25 protein-coding genes are annotated in these 24,393 nt (G+C 38.0%); 6 read left to right on the plus strand and 19 right to left on the minus strand.

Annotated elements, in window-relative coordinates; all coding sequences use genetic code 11:
- Positions 1 to 30: 30 nt before the first annotated feature.
- The 11 genes from ABEQ24_RS09720 to ABEQ24_RS09770 form a co-directional block, all read right to left on the minus strand.
- The gene (locus ABEQ24_RS09720; protein WP_430006601.1) at positions 31 to 999 is read right to left on the minus strand and encodes a carbohydrate kinase family protein; all 969 of its coding nucleotides are present in this window, start codon (positions 997 to 999) and stop codon (positions 31 to 33) included.
- A 7-nt stretch (positions 1,000 to 1,006) separates the two neighbouring features.
- Positions 1,007 to 2,470: a glycoside hydrolase family 32 protein gene (locus ABEQ24_RS09725; protein ID WP_430006602.1), complete on the minus strand. Its 1,464-nt coding sequence runs from the start codon at positions 2,468 to 2,470 to the stop codon at positions 1,007 to 1,009.
- A 66-nt stretch (positions 2,471 to 2,536) separates the two neighbouring features.
- The gene (locus ABEQ24_RS09730) at positions 2,537 to 4,141 is read right to left on the minus strand and encodes an ABC transporter substrate-binding protein (RefSeq protein ID WP_430006603.1); all 1,605 of its coding nucleotides are present in this window, start codon (positions 4,139 to 4,141) and stop codon (positions 2,537 to 2,539) included.
- 19 nt (positions 4,142 to 4,160) lie between these two features.
- On the minus strand, positions 4,161 to 5,039 hold the full coding sequence (locus ABEQ24_RS09735) for a carbohydrate ABC transporter permease (RefSeq protein WP_070875791.1): 879 nt from the start codon (positions 5,037 to 5,039) through the stop codon (positions 4,161 to 4,163).
- 18 nt (positions 5,040 to 5,057) lie between these two features.
- Positions 5,058 to 6,029, minus strand: coding sequence for an ABC transporter permease (locus tag ABEQ24_RS09740; protein WP_430006604.1), 972 nt, complete (start codon positions 6,027 to 6,029; stop codon positions 5,058 to 5,060).
- Between the two features lie 463 nt (positions 6,030 to 6,492).
- Complete coding sequence (locus ABEQ24_RS09745) at positions 6,493 to 7,539, minus strand: SDR family oxidoreductase (protein WP_430006605.1); 1,047 nt, start codon at positions 7,537 to 7,539, stop codon at positions 6,493 to 6,495.
- A gap of 450 nt (positions 7,540 to 7,989) precedes the next feature.
- Positions 7,990 to 8,412, minus strand: coding sequence for a DUF1801 domain-containing protein (locus ABEQ24_RS09750; RefSeq protein ID WP_430006606.1), 423 nt, complete (start codon positions 8,410 to 8,412; stop codon positions 7,990 to 7,992).
- A 237-nt stretch (positions 8,413 to 8,649) separates the two neighbouring features.
- Positions 8,650 to 9,117, minus strand: coding sequence for a DUF6584 family protein (locus ABEQ24_RS09755; protein ID WP_430006728.1), 468 nt, complete (start codon positions 9,115 to 9,117; stop codon positions 8,650 to 8,652).
- Positions 9,118 to 9,707: 590 nt separating this feature from the next.
- Positions 9,708 to 10,328: a DUF4304 domain-containing protein gene (locus ABEQ24_RS09760; RefSeq protein WP_430006607.1), complete on the minus strand. Its 621-nt coding sequence runs from the start codon at positions 10,326 to 10,328 to the stop codon at positions 9,708 to 9,710.
- A gap of 144 nt (positions 10,329 to 10,472) precedes the next feature.
- A complete protein-coding gene (locus ABEQ24_RS09765) occupies positions 10,473 to 10,988 on the minus strand; it encodes a hypothetical protein (protein WP_430006608.1) in 516 nt (171 codons plus the stop codon).
- A 471-nt stretch (positions 10,989 to 11,459) separates the two neighbouring features.
- Complete coding sequence (locus ABEQ24_RS09770) at positions 11,460 to 12,218, minus strand: hypothetical protein (RefSeq protein WP_430006609.1); 759 nt, start codon at positions 12,216 to 12,218, stop codon at positions 11,460 to 11,462.
- Between the two features lie 274 nt (positions 12,219 to 12,492).
- On the opposite strand from ABEQ24_RS09770, the gene ABEQ24_RS09775 reads away from it, so the two are divergent.
- The gene (locus ABEQ24_RS09775; RefSeq protein ID WP_430006610.1) at positions 12,493 to 14,325 is read left to right on the plus strand and encodes a dihydroorotate dehydrogenase; all 1,833 of its coding nucleotides are present in this window, start codon (positions 12,493 to 12,495) and stop codon (positions 14,323 to 14,325) included.
- Between the two features lie 246 nt (positions 14,326 to 14,571).
- On the opposite strand, the gene ABEQ24_RS09780 is transcribed toward ABEQ24_RS09775, so the two are convergent.
- The 5 genes from ABEQ24_RS09780 to ABEQ24_RS09800 all read right to left on the minus strand — a co-directional run bounded on the left by ABEQ24_RS09780 (position 14,572) and on the right by ABEQ24_RS09800 (position 17,890).
- Positions 14,572 to 15,237 (minus strand): HAD hydrolase-like protein, encoded by a 666-nt coding sequence (locus ABEQ24_RS09780; RefSeq protein ID WP_430006611.1) that lies wholly within the window; start codon positions 15,235 to 15,237, stop codon positions 14,572 to 14,574.
- Between the two features lie 307 nt (positions 15,238 to 15,544).
- A complete protein-coding gene (locus ABEQ24_RS09785) occupies positions 15,545 to 16,012 on the minus strand; it encodes an NUDIX hydrolase (RefSeq protein ID WP_430006612.1) in 468 nt (155 codons plus the stop codon).
- Between the two features lie 371 nt (positions 16,013 to 16,383).
- Positions 16,384 to 16,830, minus strand: coding sequence for a DUF5063 domain-containing protein (locus tag ABEQ24_RS09790; protein WP_430006613.1), 447 nt, complete (start codon positions 16,828 to 16,830; stop codon positions 16,384 to 16,386).
- An 89-nt stretch (positions 16,831 to 16,919) separates the two neighbouring features.
- Complete coding sequence (locus ABEQ24_RS09795) at positions 16,920 to 17,357, minus strand: hypothetical protein (RefSeq protein WP_430006614.1); 438 nt, start codon at positions 17,355 to 17,357, stop codon at positions 16,920 to 16,922.
- Between the two features lie 122 nt (positions 17,358 to 17,479).
- Complete coding sequence (locus ABEQ24_RS09800; RefSeq protein WP_430006615.1) at positions 17,480 to 17,890, minus strand: GNAT family N-acetyltransferase; 411 nt, start codon at positions 17,888 to 17,890, stop codon at positions 17,480 to 17,482.
- A 692-nt stretch (positions 17,891 to 18,582) separates the two neighbouring features.
- Here ABEQ24_RS09800 and ABEQ24_RS09805 point away from each other — a divergent pair.
- The 5 genes from ABEQ24_RS09805 to ABEQ24_RS09825 all read left to right on the plus strand — a co-directional run bounded on the left by ABEQ24_RS09805 (position 18,583) and on the right by ABEQ24_RS09825 (position 22,225).
- Entirely contained in the window at positions 18,583 to 19,395 is an 813-nt protein-coding gene (locus ABEQ24_RS09805) for an alpha/beta fold hydrolase (protein ID WP_430006616.1), read from the plus strand.
- Between the two features lie 153 nt (positions 19,396 to 19,548).
- Entirely contained in the window at positions 19,549 to 19,983 is a 435-nt protein-coding gene (locus ABEQ24_RS09810; RefSeq protein WP_430006617.1) for a YciI family protein, read from the plus strand.
- A complete protein-coding gene (locus tag ABEQ24_RS09815) occupies positions 19,980 to 21,245 on the plus strand; it encodes an RNA polymerase sigma factor (RefSeq protein ID WP_430006618.1) in 1,266 nt (421 codons plus the stop codon). The genes ABEQ24_RS09810 and ABEQ24_RS09815 overlap by 4 nt, the downstream gene beginning before the upstream one ends.
- 117 nt (positions 21,246 to 21,362) lie before the next feature.
- Positions 21,363 to 21,797 carry a YciI family protein gene (locus ABEQ24_RS09820; RefSeq protein ID WP_430006619.1) on the plus strand — a complete coding sequence of 145 codons (435 nt, stop codon included), beginning with the start codon at positions 21,363 to 21,365 and terminating at the stop codon, positions 21,795 to 21,797.
- Between the two features lie 86 nt (positions 21,798 to 21,883).
- On the plus strand, positions 21,884 to 22,225 hold the full coding sequence (locus tag ABEQ24_RS09825) for a DUF1801 domain-containing protein (RefSeq protein ID WP_430006620.1): 342 nt from the start codon (positions 21,884 to 21,886) through the stop codon (positions 22,223 to 22,225).
- A 457-nt stretch (positions 22,226 to 22,682) separates the two neighbouring features.
- Here the strand turns inward: ABEQ24_RS09825 and ABEQ24_RS09830 are convergent, their stop codons facing one another.
- The 3 genes from ABEQ24_RS09830 to ABEQ24_RS09840 form a co-directional block, all read right to left on the minus strand.
- The gene (locus ABEQ24_RS09830) at positions 22,683 to 23,243 is read right to left on the minus strand and encodes a uridine kinase family protein (protein WP_430006729.1); all 561 of its coding nucleotides are present in this window, start codon (positions 23,241 to 23,243) and stop codon (positions 22,683 to 22,685) included.
- Positions 23,244 to 23,474: 231 nt separating this feature from the next.
- On the minus strand, positions 23,475 to 23,732 hold the full coding sequence (locus ABEQ24_RS09835) for a hypothetical protein (protein ID WP_430006621.1): 258 nt from the start codon (positions 23,730 to 23,732) through the stop codon (positions 23,475 to 23,477).
- Positions 23,733 to 23,860: 128 nt separating this feature from the next.
- The gene (locus ABEQ24_RS09840) at positions 23,861 to 24,349 is read right to left on the minus strand and encodes an NUDIX hydrolase (protein WP_430006622.1); all 489 of its coding nucleotides are present in this window, start codon (positions 24,347 to 24,349) and stop codon (positions 23,861 to 23,863) included.
- Positions 24,350 to 24,393: the final 44 nt, after the last annotated feature.

Genomic DNA, 24,393 nt, shown 5'->3' on the forward strand with positions numbered 1-24,393 from the left:
AGACGGGATTGATAACAATCCCTTATAAAATCAGCTGATGACAGATTCCTGATTGACGATTTTCATAGAAGGCATGGCAGATATCGCACCTATTTTTGTGCAGACGATCGCTCCGACGCGATTGCTGAAGAAAATCATCTTTTTCACCAAATCCATATCAGCTGCTGCGACCTTCGGATTGTCTTCATTTGAAATCTGATAGAGAAAAGCGCCAACAAAGGCATCCCCGGCACCAGTAGAATCAATCGACTTAACGTTGATGCTTGGAACGGCCATCCTCTCTTTGCCGTTTGAAACAATTGTGCCGGCACTTCCTAATGTGACGGCAATCAGCCCATTGCAGGTTTTGTGAAGAACGTCTAGTCCTGCACTGACACCCTTTACTCCTGAAATCAGTTCCAGTTCATCAGCACTCATTTTAATAAAATCAGCAAGCATCATTGCCTTTTTAGTCAAACTGATAAACTCGCCTGTGTTTGTTTTCCATAGATCATGTCTGAAGTTCGGGTCAAATGAAATGAATTTCCCTCTATTCTTTGCTTTTTTCATCGTGTCAAAATACAGCGTTCGAAACGGGTTTTCCAGCAGAGCTGTTGCTGATCCAAAATGAAGAATGGCCGCTTGCTTTATTTTTTCTTCATCAATATCCTGTTCCGTTAAAAAAGCATCAGCCCCTCTGTTAAAAAGGAAGTCTCTCTCACCGTCCGCCTGAAGGGATACGAAGGCAAGCGATGTTTTATGGTCAGGATCAAGCACAAGCATGCTCGTATCAGCACCTGCTTCATCAAGCGTTCTCTTCAGAAACTCGCCAAACGGATCCTTTCCGGCTTTACCGCAGAAGGAAGCCTTGCCCCCTAATTTACCGATAGCCGCACAAACATTGGCAGGTGCTCCTCCCGCCTGCTTCTCAAATTTTTTACCTTCTATTAAATCAATATCTGTTTCGATGCAGAAAAAATCAATCAGCAATTCCCCGATGCAAATAACCGAAGTTCCCACCTTGCTTTCACCCTTCCTTGTTCCATATGGAAGACAGCTCATGCAGCTCCATTGATCTTATCTTTAGGGTTCCTCCATGTGAAGCCAAGTGTAAAACACTCTCTTTAGACTCCGGGAACACAAGGCTTGTAATGGCACATTCGCCGTCATTGCCGAAAAGTTCAATAGATGAAGCATCAAGAAGCAGCTGCAGACGAATGCTGTTGTCCTTCTTCTTCAGGGGTGCCTCTTGCACGGCAGGGAATGATGCTGAAAAGCCAGCTTCTCCTGAAAGCGTTCTGTCTGCTGTCAGGGTTTCTGTTTCTGATTCATAGCGAATGATTGATTTTTCTGCTTCAGAATGCTGAATCGTGATTTCTGCAAGCACAGGACCATCAAATTCTAGTTCCAGATTCAGTTCAAGCAGCGGGCTCTCCAGCGGAATCGAAATAGGCTGCTCAGCTGTGACAAGCTTATCTTTAAAGGATGCGCTTCCCTTTCTCAGCACCTGTGCTTCTGAAACAGGATTTTGGATGAGGCGGATTCCATCTGCATTTGAGATTAAGGATAACTCCCTAGGTATCGTCATGACGCCACGCCATTCTATAGTAGGAACTTGATTGGCATAACGCCAGTTGCTCATCCATCCGATATAAATGCGTCTATCGGGAAGGTCCGACCAGCTCACTCCTGCATAATTATCTCTTCCGTAATCCAGCCATAAAACCGTATCTTTCTCATGGTCATTTACAAAGGTTTCACCATCGAAATCCCCGATAAAATACTGAGTCCGGGAACCTTCTGCATGTTCACCGGTATCTCCAAGGCTGACAAGCATCACCCATTTTTCCTTCCCGGAATCGAGCCGAAGCGGAAACAAATCGGGGCACTCCCAGAACCCGGCGTGCGATCCTTCGGCAAATTCACTCGCAAACTGCCAGTCAATTAAATTCGGAGATTTATATATGGTTGCGCTTTGTCCTGTAGCAAGCACCTGAATCCAGTGTTTCGTTTCGGAGTGCCAGAACACTTTCGGATCACGGTAATCTGTTTTTGTTTCGTCAGCAAGGACCGGATTGCCGCTGTACTTTGTCCAGGTTCTTCCGTTATCACTGCTGTACGCAAGGGATTGACGCTGACGCGGCCTGTCCGAACCAGGGGATGTATCGTGACTCGTATAGATGGCGACAAGACCTGGCTGATCACCGAAAAAACCAGTTGTATTTTCCCAATCAACAACAGCGCTGCCTGAAAAAATTGCTCCATGTTCATCAGGGTGCAATGCGACAGGAAGCTGCTCCCAGTGGATCAAATCCTTGCTGACCGCATGGCCCCAATGCATTGGGCCCCAAATTGTACTAAAGGGGTGATATTGATAAAACAAATGATATTCGCCTTGAAAGTACACCATCCCGTTAGGATCATTCATCCATTTTTCGAGTGGTGAAAAATGAAACTGGGGACGGTATTTTTCTGTTAAGATCGGTTTCACAATAAAAACTCCTTTTTCATAGTTTAAGAGGCTGCAGAAGGAATAACAGCCTCTATAGGTTACCGTTTATTGCTGATTGCGGTCATAGCCAGTCTGTTTAATTTCAAGCCATTCCTGAAGTCCTAAACGGTCAAGTTCTGCCAGATATTCCTTCCATTCTGCTTCCGCTTTTCCATTTGTCATCCATTCTGCACGCTTTCTGTTAATATAAGCAAACAGATCGGCTTCAATGGATGAGAGCTTATCAAGCTCTTCTAGCGAGAAGAACACTTTTGGATACGTATTTTCAGCTTTCATATGAGGTACCATGACCTCTTTCATTAAGTCCAGTCTCCAAGCTGCATCATCCGGCTTCGTTGTAACCGCACCATAGTATTCATCTAAAATCGCAAGCGGCCCATTCACACTTGTTTTCTGGCGCACTTCTACCGGCGCAGCTCCTTCAAGCGGCAAATGCTTCAGCATATTTGCAGCTTCGTCATATTCAAAGATATTCTGCTGCTTGTCATCCCCGTATGTTCCCCAGTTGTTCTGAACAGACTGCAGCGGATCATACAGCTGGTCAATCCATTTCGCTGTAAGCTCAAGGTTTTTATTTGAACTTGTAATAACCATTCTTCCTCTGTCAAAGCCCATGCCGTTTGTTCTGGCAACGTTAACATTCCCGTCCGGTCCAGCCACTGGATTCATAAGGTCATATTTGTCATTCATGCCGGTAATATTTGCTTTGTCCCATGTAAAGTACATGCCGTACCGTTCATCCTTGCCTTTTGCAAGATACGTATTCCAGTCGTGTTCAAACGCTTCGACATCAATTAATCCTTCTTTATAAAGATCACTGAAATACATGATCGCATCTTTATATCCTTCCTCAGCCGCTGTCAGGATGACTTTGCCTTCATTGCTTACAACGGTATGATCCCAGTTGTCGCCAAGGCCGAATGCTCCGAATAAAAAGGCAGGATCTTCTCCGCCGTGATTAATGATAAAGGACATCGGAATTTCGTCTGCTTTGCCGTTTCCGTTTGGATCCTGTGTTTTAAATGCAACTAATACCTTCTTCAGCTCTTCGGTCGTAGTCGGCTTTTTTAAGCCAAGCTTGTTCAGCCATTCTACATTGATCCACGGAAAATCATCAACAGAATGAATATTTTCTTTTCCTGTACCAAGCTCTTCAATCCACGGGAAGGCGTAGATGTGGCCGTCTGGAGCTGTCATCATCGATTTATATTCTGGCGAAGAATCGAGCACTTTTTTCAGATTCGGCATGTGTTTTTCAATTAACTCCTCAACAGGAACGATGGCGCCGTCTTTTGCAAGCTTCAGCAAATCATAATCGCCGTAACCGGCATCCATGATGGCATCCGGCAAATCCCCGCTTGCCATGGCAAGGTTTCTTTTTTCAGCAAACACATCATTCGTATAGTTTTTCCACTGAATTTGAACACCCGTTTTTTCTTCAAGTCTCTTATAAATCAGTTTTTCATTTGGATCCTTAGGCGCAAGTGGAGAGCTTTGCGTGATAAATTTCAGCGTTACTTCTTCCTTCAGCGGAAACGATACATCCTTTAGTTCATAGTCTTCTGAGGATGCGACATTTTTGCTTGTGCACCCGGATAATAATACAGCAGCAATGGCAGCAGTTCCTACAGCTCTCTTAACATGTTTCATTTACATTTCCCCCAATGAATTATTTTAATGAACCAACCATAACCCCTTTTTCGAAGTACTTCTGGAAGAACGGATACATAATGATCAGCGGAAGGCTTGAAATCACGATCGCTGAATATTTAATCATCTCTGAAACCTTGGCCAGTTCAGCCATTGCCAATTGATCGCTGATCATGCCGGGTTCAGCCTGGTTCTGAATTAAAATGGATCTTAAAACAAGCTGCAATGGATGCATTTTGGGATCTTCAAGGTAGATCATCGCATCAAAATAAGAATTCCATTGGCCGACAAATGCATAGAGTGCGAGAACAAAGATAATCGGCTTTGAAAGCGGGATCACAATTTTGAAGAAAATTAGCAGATCTGAGGCCCCGTCTACTTTTGCTGCTTCATGAAGTTCATGCGGGATTCCCTTAAAGTAAGTTCTGGCAAGGATGATATTCCACACATTGACTGCTCCTGGAAGCAAAATCGCCCAGACTGTATTTAACATGCCGAGATCTTTGACAACCAGATACGTCGGAATGAGTCCCCCGCTGAAAAACATCGTAAAAAGAAAGAATGTCATAAAAGCGTTTTTACCGACAAACCCTTGAGTTGCCAGAGGAAAAGCAGCAAAGATGGAGACAACTACCGTTATGATGGCAAAGCCTGCAGAGTAAAGCATGGCATTAATAAATCCTCTAATCATTGAATCATCGGATAGAATCCGTTTATATCCCTCAAGGCTCCAATCGTTCATATTAAACGACAGCCCCTGATTCAGCAGAACCGTCGGATCCATGAATGAAGCAATAACGACATAAACGAGCGGGACAAGAACGGCAAGAACAGCCAGACAGAGAAATACAGCATTAAGTGACAGGATGATCCGGTCTACTTTTGTATGTTTAATCATGAATATCCTCCTCTCAGATTAATAGAGCCCTTCTCCTTCATTCAGCTTTTTGACTACAAAGTTCACGACAATCAGCAGAATGACATTGATAACTGAATTGAACAGGCCGACTGCGGTTGAATAAGCGTAATCTCCTGCCTGCAAACCAATTTTATATACGTAGGTCGGTAGAATCTCCGATGTCGGCAAATTCATGGCCGTCTGCATCAGGAACGCTTTTTCAAAGCCGATCGCCATGATGCCCCCTGCACCTAAAATAAAGATAATAGCCATAAGAGGTTTTAAAGCCGGCAGATCGATATGGATCATCCGCTGCAGAATGTTTGCTCCATCAATCGTCGCTGCCTGGTGCAATTCAGGATCCACGTTTGCCAAAGCGGCTACATAGACAATGGACGCCCATCCTGCAGCCTGCCAGATGCCAGAGATAATATAAATGGACCTGAAGTATTCGGGGTCAGACATAAACATGACCGGTTTGCCGGTTATAAAAGTAAGAAAATGATTAATTGGACCAGTGGGAGCTAAAAAGATAAACAGCATCCCGACAATGACAACAACAGAAATGAAATTTGGCGCATATAAAAACAGCTGGATATTTTTCTTTATGGCTGCTCTTCTTACCTGGTTCAGCATTAAAGCAAGAATGATTGGAATAGGAAACCCAAGCAAAAGCCCGTATAAACTGAGCTTAAGCGTGCTCATGAAGATCGTTTCGAAATTAGGCGAGGTCAGAAATTCTTCAAAATGTTTGAGCCCGACCCATTCGCTTCCCCATATCCCCTTGATTGTGCTGAAATCTTTAAAGGCAATGATGGCTCCGTACATCGGAACATATTTAAAAACGATTGTCAGAATAACAGCAGGTGCAATCAGCAGGTACAAAAAGTAATTCTTTTTGATATACTCCCATTTGTACTTTGCTCTGGCTTTCTTTTCCGGCCTGCTGATGACAGCGCTCTCATCTTTTGCCTTCACTACCTCCTGCATACAGCTCCCCCCTTTTGTCAGAAAACACTTATAAGCGCTTTCATAATTTGCGTTCAGAGATTCTATCTGTGTTCTCTGTATTTCCACTTTATCAAAGAGACATTTTGAAAAAGTTTGATTTCTTTGGAAGAAGGAGTTTAATATTTTTGGGTCTTTTTAAATGAAAAAACCCGAGTCCTGAGACTAAGGGGTTCCGTTTTAGGAGGGAAAACCTGAAATCACAAGGTAATTAGCAGTGGAAACAGCATTAGAATTAGCACACTAATTCGCACCGCTTGTAGCGGTGTTTTTTTTGCATAATAAAACTCAGTCCATTATTGAACTGAGTTAATAGGTTATTCCGTTAAAGCCCCCGATTGTTGAATAAAGGACACGAGCCACTATTTGTGTATTGCACCCGATTGTCGAAGATCATACAATCATTTAGGATATAATTTTTCATGGGCATGGGGTAATTCCCCCCTTACAATGTCTCCTTTTTATCTTTTTTAAACCAAGTCTCTAGCAGCTCCTGCTCTTTTTCTCTTGATATCCCCTTTGTTCGTTCTGAATCCTGTCTCGCTTTCTCCCATTGATATATATCATGAATAGTATCTTCAAGAGGCCGGAAGGAAAGACCAGCCTTAACAGCTTTTTGTACACTAATGGAAGAGGCACCATTCCATGGCTCTGTTTCTCCTTCTAATGAGAAGTGTTCAGGAATCCATAGAGGCATTTCCGTCCATGGTTTTATTTTATGTTCCAATACAAATTGTTCATCTGCCCATACAAATTCGGCATAAACGTTTGTGACAGCTTTACAGGTGTTCATGATCTCTTCCATAGTCAATTCATAATCCGGCCCTGTTACATTAAACGTACCCGCTTTCCTGTTTTCAGCCATATTGAACGACCATGTTGCTATATCTTTTACGTCAATCAATTGAACACGACGATCTGGACGTCCCGGAACCAAAACTTTTCCGCCTTGTGCTACACGCTGTATCCAATACGGGAGCCTATCTGTATAGTCAAATGGTCCGACCAGAACCCCAGCTCTTATATGCAATACACGCCCTGGCCAATGCTTCTCTGCCTGTGCTTCGCATAGTACTTTCAAAGCGCCGTAATACTCGTAAGGAGAAATTCTCCCCTCCTCAACGTCTTTCAATTTATTATCTGGCGGCATGGGTTGTAAATGATAATCTTCCCTAATATTGAGCGGAATCCAATCTTTATAAACAGAGATACTTGAGATGTATGTATAATGCTCGATGTTATCACCGAGTACAGCTACAATTTTTTTGATTTGATGAGGGGCAAATCCGCATGTATCCATTACAACATCCCATTTCCGGTTCTCCAGTTGTGATACATCACTGTCTCTATTGCCGATTAACTGCTCTACTTCAGGAAACGTCTCTATATTGGTGCCGCGATTAAATAAAGTGATTTCGTGCCCTCTTTTCAAAGCTTCTTCTACCAAAGCTCTTCCCAAAAAACGAGTGCCTCCTAATATAAGGACCTTCATAGTTTTCCTCCCATTCACTTTAAAAATCTATATAAATACCTTTCGTATTCAATAACGATTTTCCTTCTTCTAAAATGGTAGGGAGAGTATGAAAGATTCAACTAAATTGTTCAACAATCTGGCCCTTTCCTTAAATAAGAAGAGGCGACGCTTTGTTAAGCAATCGCCCCCGATTGCTGAAGAATAAAAATTAAAAAGAACTTCAAAATTGTCTTTAGTTATTGTGCTAACTCACCCGTTAATTTAACATTATTTGCTTCACAAACAAATAGAGGGAAATCAATAAAGTTAAAACCTTAAAAAGTTATCGTATAATCTTAAACATTTTGGAATAAAAAAAGAATTAGTCCTAATCCCTAAGACACGTTCAATTACTTCTTCAATTAACTAAACGCTCCTCTTATCGCTCAATACCCTGTAGGACATGAGTTTAGAACAATCGCAATAACTTTATTCGTTCGGATAAAGATTCTGGTATTTTTCTACTGTATATTTAATTAAATCCTTTAAAACATTTGTATCGATATCAGCTAATTTATTAACATAAATACAAGCCTTACTCTTCGTGTGTTTACCAAAGCTTTCTAATAATTTTCCTCGTTCCTCACTTTCATAGTCTAAATAAAGACTAATTTTCGCCTTTCTTGGTGAAAAACCCACTAAAGGCGCTTTCCCTTCACGTCCTGATGCATACTTATAGAGATAGCTACCAAAGCCTATAATACTAGGACCCCACATTTTTGCGTTGTAACCAGTTACCTCTTCAAAAATTTTTAATAACTTAAAGGCATCCGCCTTCTTCTTCTCATTTTCCACACTTTCAATAAATTCAATTACACTATTGTCGGTTTCTTTCATCTTCGGTTCATACATATATGCGCTCTCCTATTCTTTGAGTAAATACTTGTTTACATTATTGTCATCATTATAAAACTCTAGATCCTGCAATAAGGACAGGTAATCCTAGCATCATTTTATATCTCCCATTAATAAAGTATTAGTTCATAATTTTAAACGGACAAACTTCAATTCTTTCTATATTTAAAGCCCCCGATTGTTGAATAAAATGTTTCACATTAAATGATTTGCTTCCATACGACCTTTACTGGATTAAATTAGCCAATTAAAAAATGAGTATACTCCAATTAATGTAAAGAGAATTATCAATATTATTATCGAAAAGCACCCAATAACAAGTAGTTTATCAAACATTGTATCGTCAGGTTCTTCCAGCAGACTTTCTATCACTTTATTATGTACAGGTGAATTGATTTGTTCTAATTCAAGGTTTTTCAAAATCTCATTGTCACCTTTAAATTTTAAAGCTCTTGCTATAAGGAAAGTATCGTTTCCCATAGTCTTTTCAAATTGAATGCAGGCTTTGATCATTTCCGGTGTTTTATTCTTTTCTAAATACCAGTAACGACCTGCCATCGAAGGATATTTTAATGTGAAATAAATGTCCCCTAACTTTCTTCGGAGCCCTAACTCATTTGGGTAAGTTGAAATTAACCCGTGTAGTCTATCCCTGGCTTTCCCTAAATCGTTTTTCTTAATGTCCTCTTCGATTTTCATCATAGTCTTATCTGGTAATCTTTCTATGTAAAACACCTCATTTATCTTCTTGGGATAGTTGTTTTCTAAATGATTATATTAACTAATGGTCCAACGGTTAAAACTCTATACTGCAATATCCCCCATATGAGGTGCATAAATAACGACCCCAAGATAAACATAACAATCTGGTTAAAGGTTCAAGTTAGTGTGTCGTTGAATGAATTGCAAGATAAAAAGTCATAAATATACTAAAACCTGCTAGGAAGATTAGACTTAAATAAAACACTTTTCTCCAAAATTGCCCTAGAAAGTATATATTGACTAAAAAATAATAGATAATAGCACTTCCAAGAATAAATAATAAAAATTCTTTGTATTCATTCGAAGGAATAGGTTTTGTTACGCTTGTTAAAGCTGAACCTCAAATATGAATGCACCTATTAAATTTAATAACTTTCTCAAACTCATTTCTTTTTTGGTTACTATTTCAACATTTCGAGACCTTCGAATGTTAGTTTCCAATAATATCCTCCTCACTACTTTGTTAGAATAAGAAGAGGCGACACTTTGTTAAGCAATCGCCCCCGATTGTGGAATAAATAATTGATAACTTATCTCTTTTTAAGATGTTCGATATTAAACCCCAATCGATAACCAAGTTCCTTAGTAAATTCCTTTTGAGATGTTACTGTTAGTGCAGAATAAATTTCGTTGATTCTATTTTTTGCTTTATCAGTAAATCCATAGGAGTTATATAGGATAGTTAAGTGATGAGGATTTTCATAATTATCGCTCCCATCCCTTATTTCTAATTCTTTAATAACGTCTTCGATAGATTGAAATCGATTTATGTAAGGAAATAGCACATTGACTATATCGTTGTGTAAGTTTTCCTTAAATACTTCTAAATCATTTTCAGGCGTTATTTTATACCAATAACTAGATTCTCCTTTAATCTCACTGATATTGGTCCTAAGTACAGACTCTTCCTCCTTTGGAAACTTTGGAGGATCCCATTCATTTAACGTACCGAATACCCTGTCTGTGTAGATGCCAGTATTGATGATAAATTCAATTCCTTCTGGTGAATTATGTCTAGATGATTGAATTTTTACCGTCCAAGAAAAATCAGGGAACGTTTTGAAGAAATTATTGCCGTTTTTCTTAAATCCCTCCACCTTAAATAAAGGATTTATTGTTTCTTTCATAATCTTCTTTAGCACTTCCTGCATTCTAAATCACTACTTCCAGGACAAAATTTTCTTTTTAGAATTCGACCATTTAACTCTTACTTCCTTTTCAATTAACCAAACTTTAAAAGAAAAATTAAATAAGAGCGATTGCTTTATGCTGCAATCGCCCCCGATTGTGGTAGATTAAACTCTTTCAATCCCTTCTCCAGAAACAACAAAATGAGGGCTTTTTTCTTTTGGATTAAAGAACCTCCAATGCTCACTATCCTCATCGTCTTCTGAACTGTCTGGAAAGGTTTCTAACTTAAAACCATTTGATAAAATGGCCGCGAATCCCCCGAAATCATCTGCTTCAATTTCTTCTACTATTAATCGTTCATTATCGTTAAAAAAAGATTGAATCCGTTCATCAAATCGATTATTACCTTGAATATCCCAATCGAAATCTTCATTAAGGTCGTCCCATTTCGAGTTTGGAGAATAGAAATCGCGAGAAGCTATAACAATTTTGTTTTCTAATGTAATCCTCCACGAACATTGTATATGTAAGACATATTCTGCTGTTTCTTCTGTTTGGCCTCTCCTAATAATTTGAACCATTTCTCCAAATCCCAGCCAAAATAGGTTAGAGGCTCTTCCTGCATACTGCAATTTCAAACCTTCTATCTTACCTAATTCAATTTCAATTGTTGCTCTCATTACTAGTCTCCTTATTATAAAACAATGATTATTCCTTATAAATTGCCCAAATCTTATCTAAAGGGTGATTACTATCTGCTGCTATAGCCCCCGATAGTTTAATAAGATTTTTGATTCACATAGTATAACCCACAAACTGTCACAGTTCCCGCAACTAGTAATTGATAAACAATCCAATTTACAATAAACGGAACATCAGAAAGCAAGTTGGTTTTAAAAATCTCAAAACCAAGTAGTATGTTAATTAAAATCACTACGAACCACAAATATTCTTTATTTCTAATCGCCCTAATTGAAATGATAAAAATACAGACTACTGTAATAGAATATCCGACAAAAGAGTCACTCAAATCGTTTTACCCCTTTATATATGTTCAATTAAACTGCACAATGGTTCAATAAGAAAGGGCGATCACGCTGTGCTGCAATCGCCCCCGATTGTTAAATTAGGATCCTATTCTCTGATATGTGCTAATCAAAATGGTAAAATTGCTTTAATTTTTCATCAAACTCTTTCCAAGTAAATAAAATGTATGGTGGTTCCATATCCAATTTTATTTTAACATCTTCATCTATTACTTTAATCCGTTTTGATGGGTCATCTTTTTTTCCTGCTTGGAAAATTGCCAATTTGTTCATTTCTTTACTTTCATTTTCCCAAGTCCACTCTTTAAGTGGTAGTTGCCTAATTTTCTCTTTAGAAGGTATCACTTTGCCTTGCCAATCACAAACTTCAAAAAGGGGATATCTACCTTCACTCGATTCTTCAATAATGCCAATCACCTTCAGGATAATATAATTTCCTGATAGTAACTGATAACTAATGGCGTCCCCAGCTTTTAAGTTTGTATCAGTTACAAACCTCTTTTGAACTTTTTTAGCTTTTGGTTGTGGCGAATTTAACTGTTCTTTTAGTTTAAGTAAAACATCTTGACGCTTCTTTTTTAGTTTAGGTTCTTCTTCCCATAGTAAAAGATCATCACCACTATCAATAATTTGAAGTGCCATATATTTTACTTCGTTTTGGAGTCTTCCTAATTTCCATTGTATTAAAGAAAACGATAACCAAAAAGCTGTGATCTCATCTTCACCTAGCTCATTTTGAAATTCATCAATTACTATTTTACTTGATTCTTCACTTGAGTAATTTTCGCTTAATAAGTCTTTATATCTTAAGCTAACATCTTCGGCTATATCGTTTGATAAGATAGCTACTCCCCAAGCACCCATTCTGCGTCACTCCCTATACACATTCCTTACTGAATATATATGTGAATTACTAATACTCCTTATTCCATTAAACTGCCCGATTGCGGAAGATCAAAGGCCGTTGAAGTTGTGGCGCATTTATTGAACTTTAGCACCAGTTCGTTAAATAACAGAAAAGGACAGTTTATGCTTTGTATCTATACATGCTAGAATTAAAGAGAGAAAAATAAATGAGGGACTTAAGATCGATACAGTAAAAAGAGTAACCTAAATTAATGTTTAGAAGGTGTTGTTTATGCCAGACTGGTCTTATCATCCATTAAAAAAACTTTTACTAGATAAAATAAGGCCGAAAACAAGCCGAGAGCTTCTTCATAAATCCATGAGTACAATAGCATCCATTCCTGTTGGTCGGGATCTTATTGAATTTTTAGGGCATATGAAACCCCCAGGGGAGTTTCAAAAGGAAATTCATCATACTAGATTTCCTTCTCCTATTGGGTTAAGTGGCCAAATTGATCCTAGTTTGTCAGGTATTAACGCCTTCCAAGAACTTGGCTTCGGATTTGTAGAAATTGGACCAATCGTGTTAAACGAGCCTAAAAACCAAATAGAACCAAGAAGGGAAAATAGTCATATTCTGTTTTCTAATCATCAAGAAAAGGTTCCTCTCAAACTAGCGATTAAAAAATTAACAAGCCTGAATATCCGAATTCCTATATTTGCTAAGATAGATGCACAAGTAAAAAGAAATGAATGGGACATAATTGTACAACATTTAACACCTTTTGTGGACGTTTTCATCGGAACAAGTGAGCAAATTAACTCATACGTAGATAAAAGTGTAATATGTTTAGAGCGTTCTTTTTATGTATCTTTTTCTACTGATGAAATTAACAAAAAAAAATTAGAGATGGGGAAATTAATACAGCATACATGTATTGGTGCTATTGTCGTAAATGCTCCTCGTCGAACTGGGGATAGTTATTGGCATGAAGTTGCAAATGCAAATGAATGCCTAGCTAAAGCGGTTAAACAGGTTAAAGTTCTACACCCCGAGTTAACAGTTATAACCTCTGGTGGGGTGGAGACACCGGAGGAGGCTTGTGCTTTAGTTCGTGCTGGTTCAGATCTGTTAATGCTAACGGATGGCTATGTAAAAGCTGGGCCAGGGTTACCAAAGCGAATTCATGAACGATTATTATATGAAGAAGTCCGACCTATTAAAAACCCAAACTGGTACTGGTCATTTCTGTTTGGTCTCTCCATCCTAATTGGAGGAATCATTGCCTTATATTTTTCACTTACGAGTATTATCCTCTCTTATGATGAATTGTTTATCGGACTGAAAAAAGCTGATATCTTACAAGTAAATCCACTCATTTTATCATTTATGTCACATGATAGGATGGCACTAGCTGGAACGATGATATCTGGAGGAATATTATATATACAGCTTGCACGCCACGGAATTAAATATGGCATGCATTGGACAGGGGTTGCTTTTCATAGTGCAGCAATCGTGGGATTTATTGGTATTTTTCTTTTTATCGGATTCGGTTACTTTGATTGGTTACACGGTTTATTTTGGCTTTTCCTATTGCCGATATATTATTTTAGCTTTAGGGAAAGAAAAGGAGTCACAGGTACCCCATATTCCATTCATGGGAAGAACGATAGAGCTTGGCAATACGGGCTTTATGGACAGCTCATGTTTATTATACTAGGGTTTTTGATATTAGTAGGCGGTATAGTTATTTCTACAATAGGTGTATCCAAAGTTTTTGTGTCAACTGACTTAAGCTTCTTGTGTATGTCACCTCAAATGTTAGATAGTATTAGTAACAACTTGATTCCTGTTATCGCACATGACCGAGCAGGGTTTGGCAGTGCCCTTGTAAGTGTTGGTTTGCTTGTTCTAATGCTTTCCTTGTGGGGTTTCAGACAAGGGGAACGTTGGGTTTGGAATACCCTTGCTGTCGGGGCATTACCTGCGTTTATAGCGGGGATCGGAACGCATATATATATTGGATATACAACCTTTATACATTTACTTCCCGTTTACTTTTTAGTAATTTTATATTTATTAGGATTAGTATTATCTTATCCTTTCTTAAAAATGAAATAAAGTAGCCGTATCGACAAATGGATACGGCTTTCATATAAGATAATTATAGGTCTACAAAAAATCCTCTTATTATGCAATCGCGCCCGATCGTAACAAAATTTAAAAAGCAACCTGTCAACATTTCTTAAACCTAATATAATATATTTGTTCTAAAACTCGTGCTTTTTGTTACTCCATAAACGCGCCCTATTATGGAAGATTGATATTTAAGGTATAGGATCTACAGATGTTATGAAAAGCACCTGTTCACTTAACTATTTTTACCTTTGGTAATACTGTTTTTAGCTCAATTAAGTCATCTATTACAAAATCTGCTTGAGCAAGTTCGTTCGCTTGTGCAAAATCAAAATTACATCCAATTGCAATTAAACCATTATCTTTAGCAGCATTTATATCAGATAGACGGTCACCGACGACTGCTGCATTTCTGATGTCATATTTTTTTAAAATTGTTTTAACTAAATCTCCTTTATCGAGCGTTTGGATTTGTTGAATACTAAATGTTTCAGTGACCCAATTATCCAAATCATAATAACTTACAATTGCTTGTAAATAATCCACTAAGCCATTACTAGCTATGTAAATTGAATAATTGTTTTCTTTTAAGTAACTGAAAACTTCCTTCACATTTGGATATAAATCTCCTTTTCCTCTACTGATGTTATCAATTAGTCTTTCTAGAAAATAAGAATCGGTTTGTTTCCTTACTTCATTTAAATGATTAGGTAACAAAGCTTCCCAAACTTTTGGCAAAGGTACACCCATTATTTCACGGTATTTATCAATAGGGGTATCTGTATCCCATAAATTTAGTGACCGTAAATAGTTAAAAGTATCATCAAGTGATAATTCTAATATTTTATCTGTCTGAAATAGTGTTCCATCCATATCAAAGATTAGTGATTGAGACATTATTTTTCTCCCCTTTTAAAATGACTGATTACTTTCAAAGTTTAGCAAAAAAAATGAATATAAAATAACCGATACTTCTTAAACCAGATTTTAAGTTTAAGTGTAATTCTCACATTCCATCAAAAACAGTCCCCCAGCTTTGGTTCCATCTTCCACAATATGGCCCTTTACTTAAATAAGAAGAGGCGACACTTTGTTAAGCAATCGCCCCCGATTGTTGAATAAAATTATAATCTCCCTATTAAGGAAAAAAAAATTAAATCCGATTATTCATCAATAGACAGAAAATATTAGAAAAGGCAGCAGTTTACTTTATAATTGGTGCTTGAACTCCATTCACCCAATCTAAAATAAATGGAGATTGGTGAGGGTTTATATTTTCAGGTAATTCGTTCTGATGCAAAAAACTTATTTCTTTACTTTCATTGTTAGTTGTTAAAATGCCAGTATAATCTGTTGTATGAAAAATGATTTGAACACTGAAAACTTGATCACCATTAGAGTATTTAGAAAATCCCTTTACTCCTGAATAAATGCCAAAAAGCTCTAATTTATTTAATGACAGACCTGTTTCTTCAAGAACTTCTCTTAGAACAGCTTCTTCAAAAGTTTCTCCAAGTTCGAGTAAGCCTCCAGGTATTCCCCAAATTCCATAATCTGTTCTTTGTTGTAACAGAATTCTCCCTTGTTCATCTTCAATAATGGCTCCACAACCTACAGTTAGTAAGGTTTCTTGTCCAATAAATTTTCTCATTGTTTTTACGTAATCGTTCATAATTGCCCTCGCTGAAAGTTAGAAATTAGTTTTATATGGTTTAATACCTTTGTCATAATTAATTCAATAAATAGAGCGTCAACCCCTCTTGGATTAACGCCCCTTTAATTGAATAACCTAAAAACAAATACGATTGCATAAAGTGGTACTCCGACAATTAACATTCCAGCTAAAATGTAACATATACTTTTGAAAATAAACTTAATAAAATCATAGATCGCACCAGACAAATCATCAATAAATATGATCACATTCACGCCCACCAATCCTATTTTTTTATATGTTATATTGTTCAGCAATGTTGCCCAATAGTTGCATAAAGAAAAAGCTGCCCTAAGAATTTTTAATCTTTGGCTATTGCCCCCGATTGTTTAAGAAAAATTTATCGAATGGAAAGCACGCATTGCGTTCAAAGCGTGCTTACCCCAATGAATTTCAAAGTTGTATTTCCAATGCCAAATTGCTTCTAATTGTTCGCCTCTTTGGTATAATAAAACCCCTTCTTTAATATTTTTATAAATGTCTATGAAGTCATCAGTTAAGCTTCCACGGATAGGTTCTTCGAGTGTGTATGGTTCAAAGACTACCCAATATGTCTCATTTTTTTCAAGGTTCACATCTGGTAAATCAAAATTCAAGTCGGATACTTCATCATTTTCAGACTCAACTTCAGGAAGAAACATTACTTCTGCATACAGAGATGAAACAGAAATGAGAAATTGATTTAATTTATTTTTGTCGGTATTAAACTTATAATTTTCAACTAACTCACAATAGGATATTGCTGAACATAAGAATTTATCTACTTCTAATTTCATATCCCTTTCCTCCGAATCGCATTTAACAATAGAACCTTATTCATCAAGCCTATCCAATTCTGCAATCGCCCCCTACAATTGAACAAAGATTAATTATATTCAATGATATTTAGCCATCGACCATCGGGACCTATGGTTATATGGGGAATCCTATTTAATTCAAATAATTTATAAATATCTTTGTTTTTCTTGTTTATCGTTTGTAAATGCTCAGATACATCTGCTTCGGAAAAAACGATGTAATCCATTGTCGTTGACCGTAAATAACATTCATATAAAAATTGTTTTTGACTGCCCTTTATATAACCTAAATGTCCTGTATCCCAAATGAAAATACGGGATAACGGAATGGATTTAACTGCAATGAATTTTGTAGAAAGTTCTTTAAGCAGCTCTTTTTCATATTCTGGAATAATCGCATATATGTAACATCCTTTCTTATAAAAACGAGAAATTTGCTCAACAAATTCCTGTTCTTCAATCTCTTCATCAAGAGTTATCTCTGTCCTTTTCGAAAGGCTATCCATCATTTAACTCTCCAATATTTGTAGGTCACATAATTTTCTTCTTCCAGAAGCCTGCCTATTTCTTCAATAAGAAAACGCGATCCGCTTTGCTGCAATCGCCCCCGATTGCTGATAAGCATTCATTAACCTAACATTGCAAATGACACTAAGTCCCCTTTATCACAAGAGGAAAATCCGTGCTTTTCATAAAAAGCTCTTACATCTGCTGCATCATTCGTCAATAATACTTTTTGTCTAACGTCTTTATACTTTAATAACAGTAATTCAAGAAGTTTAGAGCCAATCCCTTTACTTTGATATTCCCTTAACACCAAAATATCTTGTATATAAATGATTGTCTTTCCATCTCCAACCACTCTAATTAACCCTACTAACTTTCCACTATCCCAATCTGTGATAACACTTAGAGAGTTTTTAATTGCTTCCATCAACCTGGCCATATCATTAGTATAGGCTATCCATTTTACATCATCATACAATGCTTTGACTGATTGAGCTTCTAGTTGGATAGTTTCTTCAAATACGATAGTCATACTACGCCTCCTTCAACGTCAATCCCTTCTTGGATAAATGCCCCCGATAGCTCAATAGAGATCTATTTCTTAACAAACAGTTTACCTAAATCGGCTTCTGAAAAGGATTTTGTGTAATTGTCTAACTCATCAGAAGGAAACAAATCAGCAGTGCTGTCTATTTTCCCGCATTTAATCGTATGACCAATCGAGTTGGATGACATAAAAACGTTGTGATGGACTAATGGTGAGACGGTTACACTTTCTCCCTCTTTTAAATAATTCAATTTACAATTCCTATTAAGGTCTATCTCCCCGTAAACAATCCAGCCAGACTGTACTATGTAAATTTCAGTAGCTGCTTTGTGATAATGACTGTTCTGCCAAGCACGAGTTTTGGAACAAATAATAAAATGTGTACTTTTTTAACTTTGTTCAGCAATAAAATCCGTTTAATCAAATATCTAATATTGTAAAATGGCCCCAATTTTTAAAGGGAATATTACACAATTGGAGTATATAAGATGAAATGGAATTTTTAAGTATCCAATTAATTCAATATTTTTAGCAAAGAAAATTTATAAAATTTTTTTTGCGGATGTGTCGATTTTGCTTATAGTGGTTCGTCGTCTAATTAGAAACGGATATAATCTGTGAATATTGGAAGCTAAATATCTGAAAAATCAGTTACAACGACAAAGGAGGAAAAATTAATGTATTTAGTTACTTCAAAAGACGGAACGAAAATCGCTTATGACAAAGATGGCCAAGGACCAGCTCTCATCCTGGTAGCAGGTGCCTTCAGCTACCGAAAATTTCCGCAGCAGGTGGAGCTGGCTAATTTGTTGTCCGAGTACTTCACGGTTTACAACTACGACCGACGTGGCCGAGGAGATAGCGGTGATACAAAGCCATATGATGTTGAGCGAGAAATTGAAGATCTTCAGGCTTTGATTGATGAAGCCGGTGGGTCGGCATATGTTTGGGGATTATCTTCGGGAGCTGTTCTTGCCCTGCTAGCCGCAAAGAAAGGGTTAAACATTACTAAATTGGCTCTGCACGAACCTCCTTTCGTGGTTAAAGCGGAGGACCGTAAGCCGCCGAAAGATTTTATGAGGTATACTACTGAACTTATTTCCAAAGATAACAGAGCTGAAGCCATCAAGTACTTTATGAGCAAGGGCATGGGGGCACCATCATTTGTTGTCAGCATGATGCGCATTATGCCGGGTGTGTGGTCTAAGCTTATGGCGGTTGCACATACGCTTCCATATGATGCTGCAGTGTTGGATGGCTATATAGAAGGAAAGGAATTGTCTGCTGAATGGTGGAGCAGTGTTACGATGCCAACGTTGGTATTAGAAGGGACAGAGAGCCCTGCATCTCTTCGCCATAGTGCTCAAGCATTGGCAAACGTACTCCCCAATGCGCAATTGTTGAGTAAAAAGGGGCTCGGCCATACTAAGAAACTTGATACAAAAAAGATATCACCGGAGCTTGCCGTATTTTTTTCGGCTAATCATTAATGTGGCAAAAATTCTTACAAAAAAATATGGAAAAAATAGTTTAGGTTGTCGATTTAACAAGCTGGTATCTGTTGTATAAATAGAAGCGGATTTTTGATGCGATTTTATACCGATTAGAATGAAGCTTCACCATAAAATAGGAGGTAATTACTTATGAGATTTATGATGATTGTAAAAGCGACTACAGACTCAGAGGAAGGAAAAATGCCTGGCCCGGAGCTTATTAAGGCGATGCAGAAGTATAACGAAGAATTGGTGAAAGCAGGTGTTTTATTAGCAGGAGATGGTCTACATTCTAGTTCAAACGGTATAAGGATTTCCTATCCGGAACCAGGTGATAAACCAAAGATTATTGACGGTCCGTTTACGGAGGCAAAAGAATTAATTGCGGGATATACCTTGATTGAAGTTAAATCAAGAGAAGAAGCTATTGAATGGGCATTAAGGATGCCGGATCCACATGGATTTGGACAGGGAGAAATTGAGCTTAGGCAGGTATTTGAGGCAGTTGACTTGACAGATAATCCAGAATTCCTGGAAAAAGAAGCAGCACTTCGAAAACATGTAGAAGAGCGAAAAAAGGCGTGAGTTCGCCCCAAACACAACGAACAATTGAAGCGATATGGCGAATAGAATCACCAAAACTCATTGCAAAGTTAACCAGAATGGTACGGGATGTTAGTCTTGCAGAGGATCTGGCTCAAGATGCCTTGGTGATTGCTCTTGAAAAATGGCCGCATGCTGGGATACCAGATAATCCTGGCGCATGGCTGATGACGACGGCGAAACGGCGTGCGATTGATCTTTTGCGAAGAACGAAGATTCGTGATCAAAAGTATGTAGAGATTGCTAAAAATACGGATTTATATACTGAGGAAGACATAGATCATGTTCTGGATGGGGAGATTGGTGACGATCTCCTTCGTCTGATTTTTATGACCTGTCATCCAGTATTATCACAGGATGCCAGAGTTGCCTTGACACTGCGCCTGTTATGCGGACTTAACACGGAAGAAATTGCGCGTTCATTCCTCGTCGCGGAATCAACCATTGCTCAGAGAATTGTCCGTGCTAAGAGAACCCTTAACGAAAAAAAGATTCCTTTTGAGGTACCTCTTGGAGAGGAACTTAATGATCGCCTGTCGACCGTACTTGAAGTGGTTTACCTTATGTTTAATGAAGGATATTCAGCAACTTCCGGGGACCACTGGATCCGTCCTTTACTATGCCAAGAGGCACTGAGACTCGGACGTGTCCTTGCCGAGATCGCGCCTAATGAACCGGAAGTTCATGGACTAGTTGCTTTAATGGAAATTCAATTTTCCCGGTTCAAAACTCGAGTTAATTCGAAAGGAGAACCTGTTCTTCTTATGGATCAAAACCGGGCACAGTGGGATCAATTATTGATTCGCCGTGGTTTGGCAGCACTGGAGCGCAGCCGGAAGTTAGGGCGTACACTTGGGCCATATTCATTGCAGGCAGCCATCTCTGCTTGCCATACTCAGGCACCGACTCCAGAGGAGACAGATTGGCCACGAATTGCTGCTCTTTACGAAGCGCTATCGATTGTAATGCCCTCGCCAATCGTAGAATTAAACCGGGCAGTTGCTATATCCATGGCATTTGGTCCGGACATTGGCATCCAGATTGTAGACGAGTTGAATGCTGACCCAACCTTAAAGAAATATCATCTATTGCCGAGTGTTCGCGCGGATCTCCTGATGAAGCTAGGGCGGTACAATGAAGCTCGGACAGAATTTGAACGTGCTGCATCACTAACCCAGAATGAACGTGAACGAACCCTTCTACTAAATCGCGCAATGGAATGTGGAAAAGGAACATTTACATAAAATTATTACTCATTCCTTGTCGATTATCTCATTCCTTATTCGTCGTGCTGGTAAAGGAATAGTTGAGCAGTCTATTCTGCTCTTCAATTCTTCCAACTTAAACGAGGAGGGAAAACAATGAGATTTTTATTGATTGTCAAAGCCACAGAGTACTCGGAGGCGGGGCTAGCCGACGGAAAGGATTACCGCGAGGCAATGATTTCGTATAAGAAGTCACTGGCTAAAAAAGGTGCACTTCTTGCCGATGAAGAGCTTCAGCCAAGTTCAACCGGGTTAAGAATAACGTATCCAAAGAAAGGTGGAAAACCACAGGTATTGGCAGGCCCGTTTCCGGTAAATCAAGACCTTACCATGGAATATATGTTGATTAATGTGAGTACGGAGGACGAGGCGCTAAACTTGGCGCTAAGAATGCCGGTTCCAAAGGTGAGAGGCAAGTACGAGATAGAATTACGAAGTCTAAAAGAGAAACTAGAGTCCATACAAGACCCTGGAATAAAGGCGATGGAAGCCTCTTTACAAGATCAGCTTAATATGTTGAAAAATTTATAATGTCAATTTCAAAAAGTTTATTTGTTTTATTCAAGAAAGATTTTTCAGGCAGTATATAAACCCTATGAAAAGGAGTGTGTGTAAAAATGAACCAAGAAATAACTGATTTTATTGATGCATTAAAAGAACCCTGGCAGGGAGAACTTGCCACTAATCTGAGGGAAGTTGTCCACAAGGCCATACCAAATGTACATGAACGCATTCAATACAAAAAGCCACATTTTTTAAAGAACGGAAAGTACGCTGCTGTTATCTCGATATCAAAAGCAGCAGTCAGCTTTACAATTTTTAATGCCGTCACACTGTATCTTGTAGAAGGCATGTTCGATGGACCTCCAGAAAGAAAGACAATGAAGCTCCGCAAAGGGGATACGATTGATTTCGACCAGCTTGTCTCATTGGTTAGTCAAGCCTCAGAAGCGCTTTAATTACAAATCAATTCTATAAATAATTGGATGTAAATATTAAGAAACCCAGCTAATTTCTCATGTGAAGATAGCTGGGTTTTTATAGTTGGATGTGCAAAATAACACTTAAAATATACGCAAATTATCAGTCAAAGTGACACTATAAAGGCTTTAGCTTCTTTATTTTTTCGTAACTTCTTTAAACATTCATAAATTCTCGCATAAGTACGTGAATGTTCATCTAATTTATTGGATTCAATAAAGCATTTTAGGGAATTTTCATAATCCGGATTCTCGAAATTTTCTAATCCTAAATAATATAAGTTACGTGCCTTTTCATTTGTCCATATTCTTCTTTTACCTACCTACACCTGTTTGAGATTTATGAATCCTATCATTACCTATTGAGCTACCCTGCCAAATCCACAATAAGAAAAGGCGATCCACTTTGCTGCAATCGCCCCCGATTGTTGAAAGTTCACTTAGTCCCACTGAATACAAAATCTGCTCTTTGGAATGGTTTTTGCTCTTCCAGATAAATATCTTCTGATATCATCCAATTATCTTCCCACAATTCACGAGCGTCTTCTCCATCTCTTTTAATACCTCTTGATAGCCTTATCTCTCTAGGGCAATCAATCCATATCTTTATATCATATTTATTTTCTAGTTCTTGACGAGTGGTATATATACCTTCAACTACGACATTACCCCCTACAGGCACAGTATGGCATTCTGCTAAAGAATCAGTTTCCCAATCGTATCGCTGATATTGTCCTTCTCTCCCTTGGCTTATTGGTTCCAGTACCTGATCTAAAAGACGTTTCCAATCGAAGTCTGCACCGACTGGCTTTTGTGTAGGATGTTTTTTTATAATTTGTGATGAAGGAAAGTAAAAATCATCATTATGTACAATTGTTATATTAGGGAGTACTTCTTTCATTTTATCAGCAAATGTACTTTTCCCTGAGCCGCCACATCCATCTATTCCAATCACCAAAGTTGATTGAATTTTAGTGATCTTACAGATAGTTTCCATAAACTCTTTAAAGGAGTTGACTTTTCCCCTTACCAATTTCATATCACTCATAATTTCATCACCCCTTTAGGTTCGTTCAGGAATTTGATAACGACATTCAAAGATTTCAACAAAAAAGGCCTTAACCCTCCTTGGATTAACACCTTCAACTAGTTAATTAGAAGGACCAAAGCAAATTACTTTGCAGCAATAGCCCCCTATAATCGAAGAGAGTGGTTCATTTTAGTTCAGTTAGATAAGAGCTTGTTTCAATACATAAATTATTAAGCCGCAAATTACCGATACTCCCACGAAAGACCCAAAGAAAAATACCGGTGAGACTGTTCTTCCAAACTCTACTTCGTTTGGAAGTTCATTAACACTCTCCCAAGCACTATCTATATCTGGGACATATCTTTTAGTCTTTATATATTCCATTACAAACGTGATTAGAAAATAAATCAAATGAACAAATACAGAACCTATAATTGCTTGAATTATTGTACTCAACCCTTTACACCACCATAATAGAATTATATTTAATCAAAGCTGACTTCCTATAAAATCATAAACGCTGCCCAATGCTTCAAAAAAAAGGCGTACCGCTTTGCTGCAATCGCCCCCGATTGCTGAATATCTTACATTTTCATTTTCCAATCATTATAAACCTCAATATCCTGATCAAATACACTTTCCTTTAACCACCTAAATGCTTTAAGAACTAGTGGAGATGCATTATTAATATTTGCTTCTTTTTCTGATAACCACAACGCACCCAGAGAGTCTTGACCTTCAAACTGATGAGGATTATTTATATTACCACGGACTTTTTCAACCAAATAATAAGCTGCAATGTGATGGACAAATTCACAATCATTCCAATCCCAAGGCAACATAAAATCTGCAATACCTAAGTTCTTTTCTATTTTCACTTCAATACCAGTCTCTTCAAGAAATTCTCGTTTTAAAGCTCCTGTCAGACTTTCACCATCTTCTAAACTTCCTCCTGGAAGATCATAACGATTTATGTAAGGTCCTCTGTTCTTATTGATTACTAGTATTTTATTGCCATCGGTGTAAATGCCATAAACTCCAAAAGCTCGGTGAATCTTTTTATCAGTAATCATTATTTTCTCCTCGCTATATTCTGAACGTCAAAGGGTGAAAACCG

Source organism: Metabacillus idriensis, assembly GCF_050483325.1.
Lineage (GTDB): Bacteria > Bacillota > Bacilli > Bacillales > Bacillaceae > Bacillus_P > Bacillus_P idriensis_A.

What these genes read in the sequence shown, in the direction of transcription:
- ABEQ24_RS09730 (WP_430006603.1), bottom strand. Translation starts at nt 4,141, where the DNA reads ATGAAACATGTTAAGAGAGCTGTAGGAACTGCTGCCATTGCTGCTGTA.
- ABEQ24_RS09735 (WP_070875791.1), bottom strand. Translation starts at nt 5,039, where the DNA reads ATGATTAAACATACAAAAGTAGACCGGATCATCCTGTCACTTAATGCT.
- ABEQ24_RS09740 (WP_430006604.1), bottom strand. Translation starts at nt 6,029, where the DNA reads ATGCAGGAGGTAGTGAAGGCAAAAGATGAGAGCGCTGTCATCAGCAGG.
- ABEQ24_RS09745 (WP_430006605.1), bottom strand. Translation starts at nt 7,539, where the DNA reads ATGAAGGTCCTTATATTAGGAGGCACTCGTTTTTTGGGAAGAGCTTTG.
- ABEQ24_RS09750 (WP_430006606.1), bottom strand. Translation starts at nt 8,412, where the DNA reads ATGTATGAACCGAAGATGAAAGAAACCGACAATAGTGTAATTGAATTT.
- ABEQ24_RS09755 (WP_430006728.1), bottom strand. Translation starts at nt 9,117, where the DNA reads ATGATGAAAATCGAAGAGGACATTAAGAAAAACGATTTAGGGAAAGCC.
- ABEQ24_RS09760 (WP_430006607.1), bottom strand. Translation starts at nt 10,328, where the DNA reads ATGCAGGAAGTGCTAAAGAAGATTATGAAAGAAACAATAAATCCTTTA.
- ABEQ24_RS09765 (WP_430006608.1), bottom strand. Translation starts at nt 10,988, where the DNA reads ATGAGAGCAACAATTGAAATTGAATTAGGTAAGATAGAAGGTTTGAAA.
- ABEQ24_RS09770 (WP_430006609.1), bottom strand. Translation starts at nt 12,218, where the DNA reads ATGGGTGCTTGGGGAGTAGCTATCTTATCAAACGATATAGCCGAAGAT.
- ABEQ24_RS09775 (WP_430006610.1), top strand. Translation starts at nt 12,493, where the DNA reads ATGCCAGACTGGTCTTATCATCCATTAAAAAAACTTTTACTAGATAAA.
- ABEQ24_RS09780 (WP_430006611.1), bottom strand. Translation starts at nt 15,237, where the DNA reads ATGTCTCAATCACTAATCTTTGATATGGATGGAACACTATTTCAGACA.
- ABEQ24_RS09785 (WP_430006612.1), bottom strand. Translation starts at nt 16,012, where the DNA reads ATGAACGATTACGTAAAAACAATGAGAAAATTTATTGGACAAGAAACC.
- ABEQ24_RS09790 (WP_430006613.1), bottom strand. Translation starts at nt 16,830, where the DNA reads ATGAAATTAGAAGTAGATAAATTCTTATGTTCAGCAATATCCTATTGT.
- ABEQ24_RS09795 (WP_430006614.1), bottom strand. Translation starts at nt 17,357, where the DNA reads ATGGATAGCCTTTCGAAAAGGACAGAGATAACTCTTGATGAAGAGATT.
- ABEQ24_RS09800 (WP_430006615.1), bottom strand. Translation starts at nt 17,890, where the DNA reads ATGACTATCGTATTTGAAGAAACTATCCAACTAGAAGCTCAATCAGTC.
- ABEQ24_RS09805 (WP_430006616.1), top strand. Translation starts at nt 18,583, where the DNA reads ATGTATTTAGTTACTTCAAAAGACGGAACGAAAATCGCTTATGACAAA.
- ABEQ24_RS09810 (WP_430006617.1), top strand. Translation starts at nt 19,549, where the DNA reads ATGAGATTTATGATGATTGTAAAAGCGACTACAGACTCAGAGGAAGGA.
- ABEQ24_RS09820 (WP_430006619.1), top strand. Translation starts at nt 21,363, where the DNA reads ATGAGATTTTTATTGATTGTCAAAGCCACAGAGTACTCGGAGGCGGGG.
- ABEQ24_RS09825 (WP_430006620.1), top strand. Translation starts at nt 21,884, where the DNA reads ATGAACCAAGAAATAACTGATTTTATTGATGCATTAAAAGAACCCTGG.
- ABEQ24_RS09830 (WP_430006729.1), bottom strand. Translation starts at nt 23,243, where the DNA reads ATGGAAACTATCTGTAAGATCACTAAAATTCAATCAACTTTGGTGATT.
- ABEQ24_RS09840 (WP_430006622.1), bottom strand. Translation starts at nt 24,349, where the DNA reads ATGATTACTGATAAAAAGATTCACCGAGCTTTTGGAGTTTATGGCATT.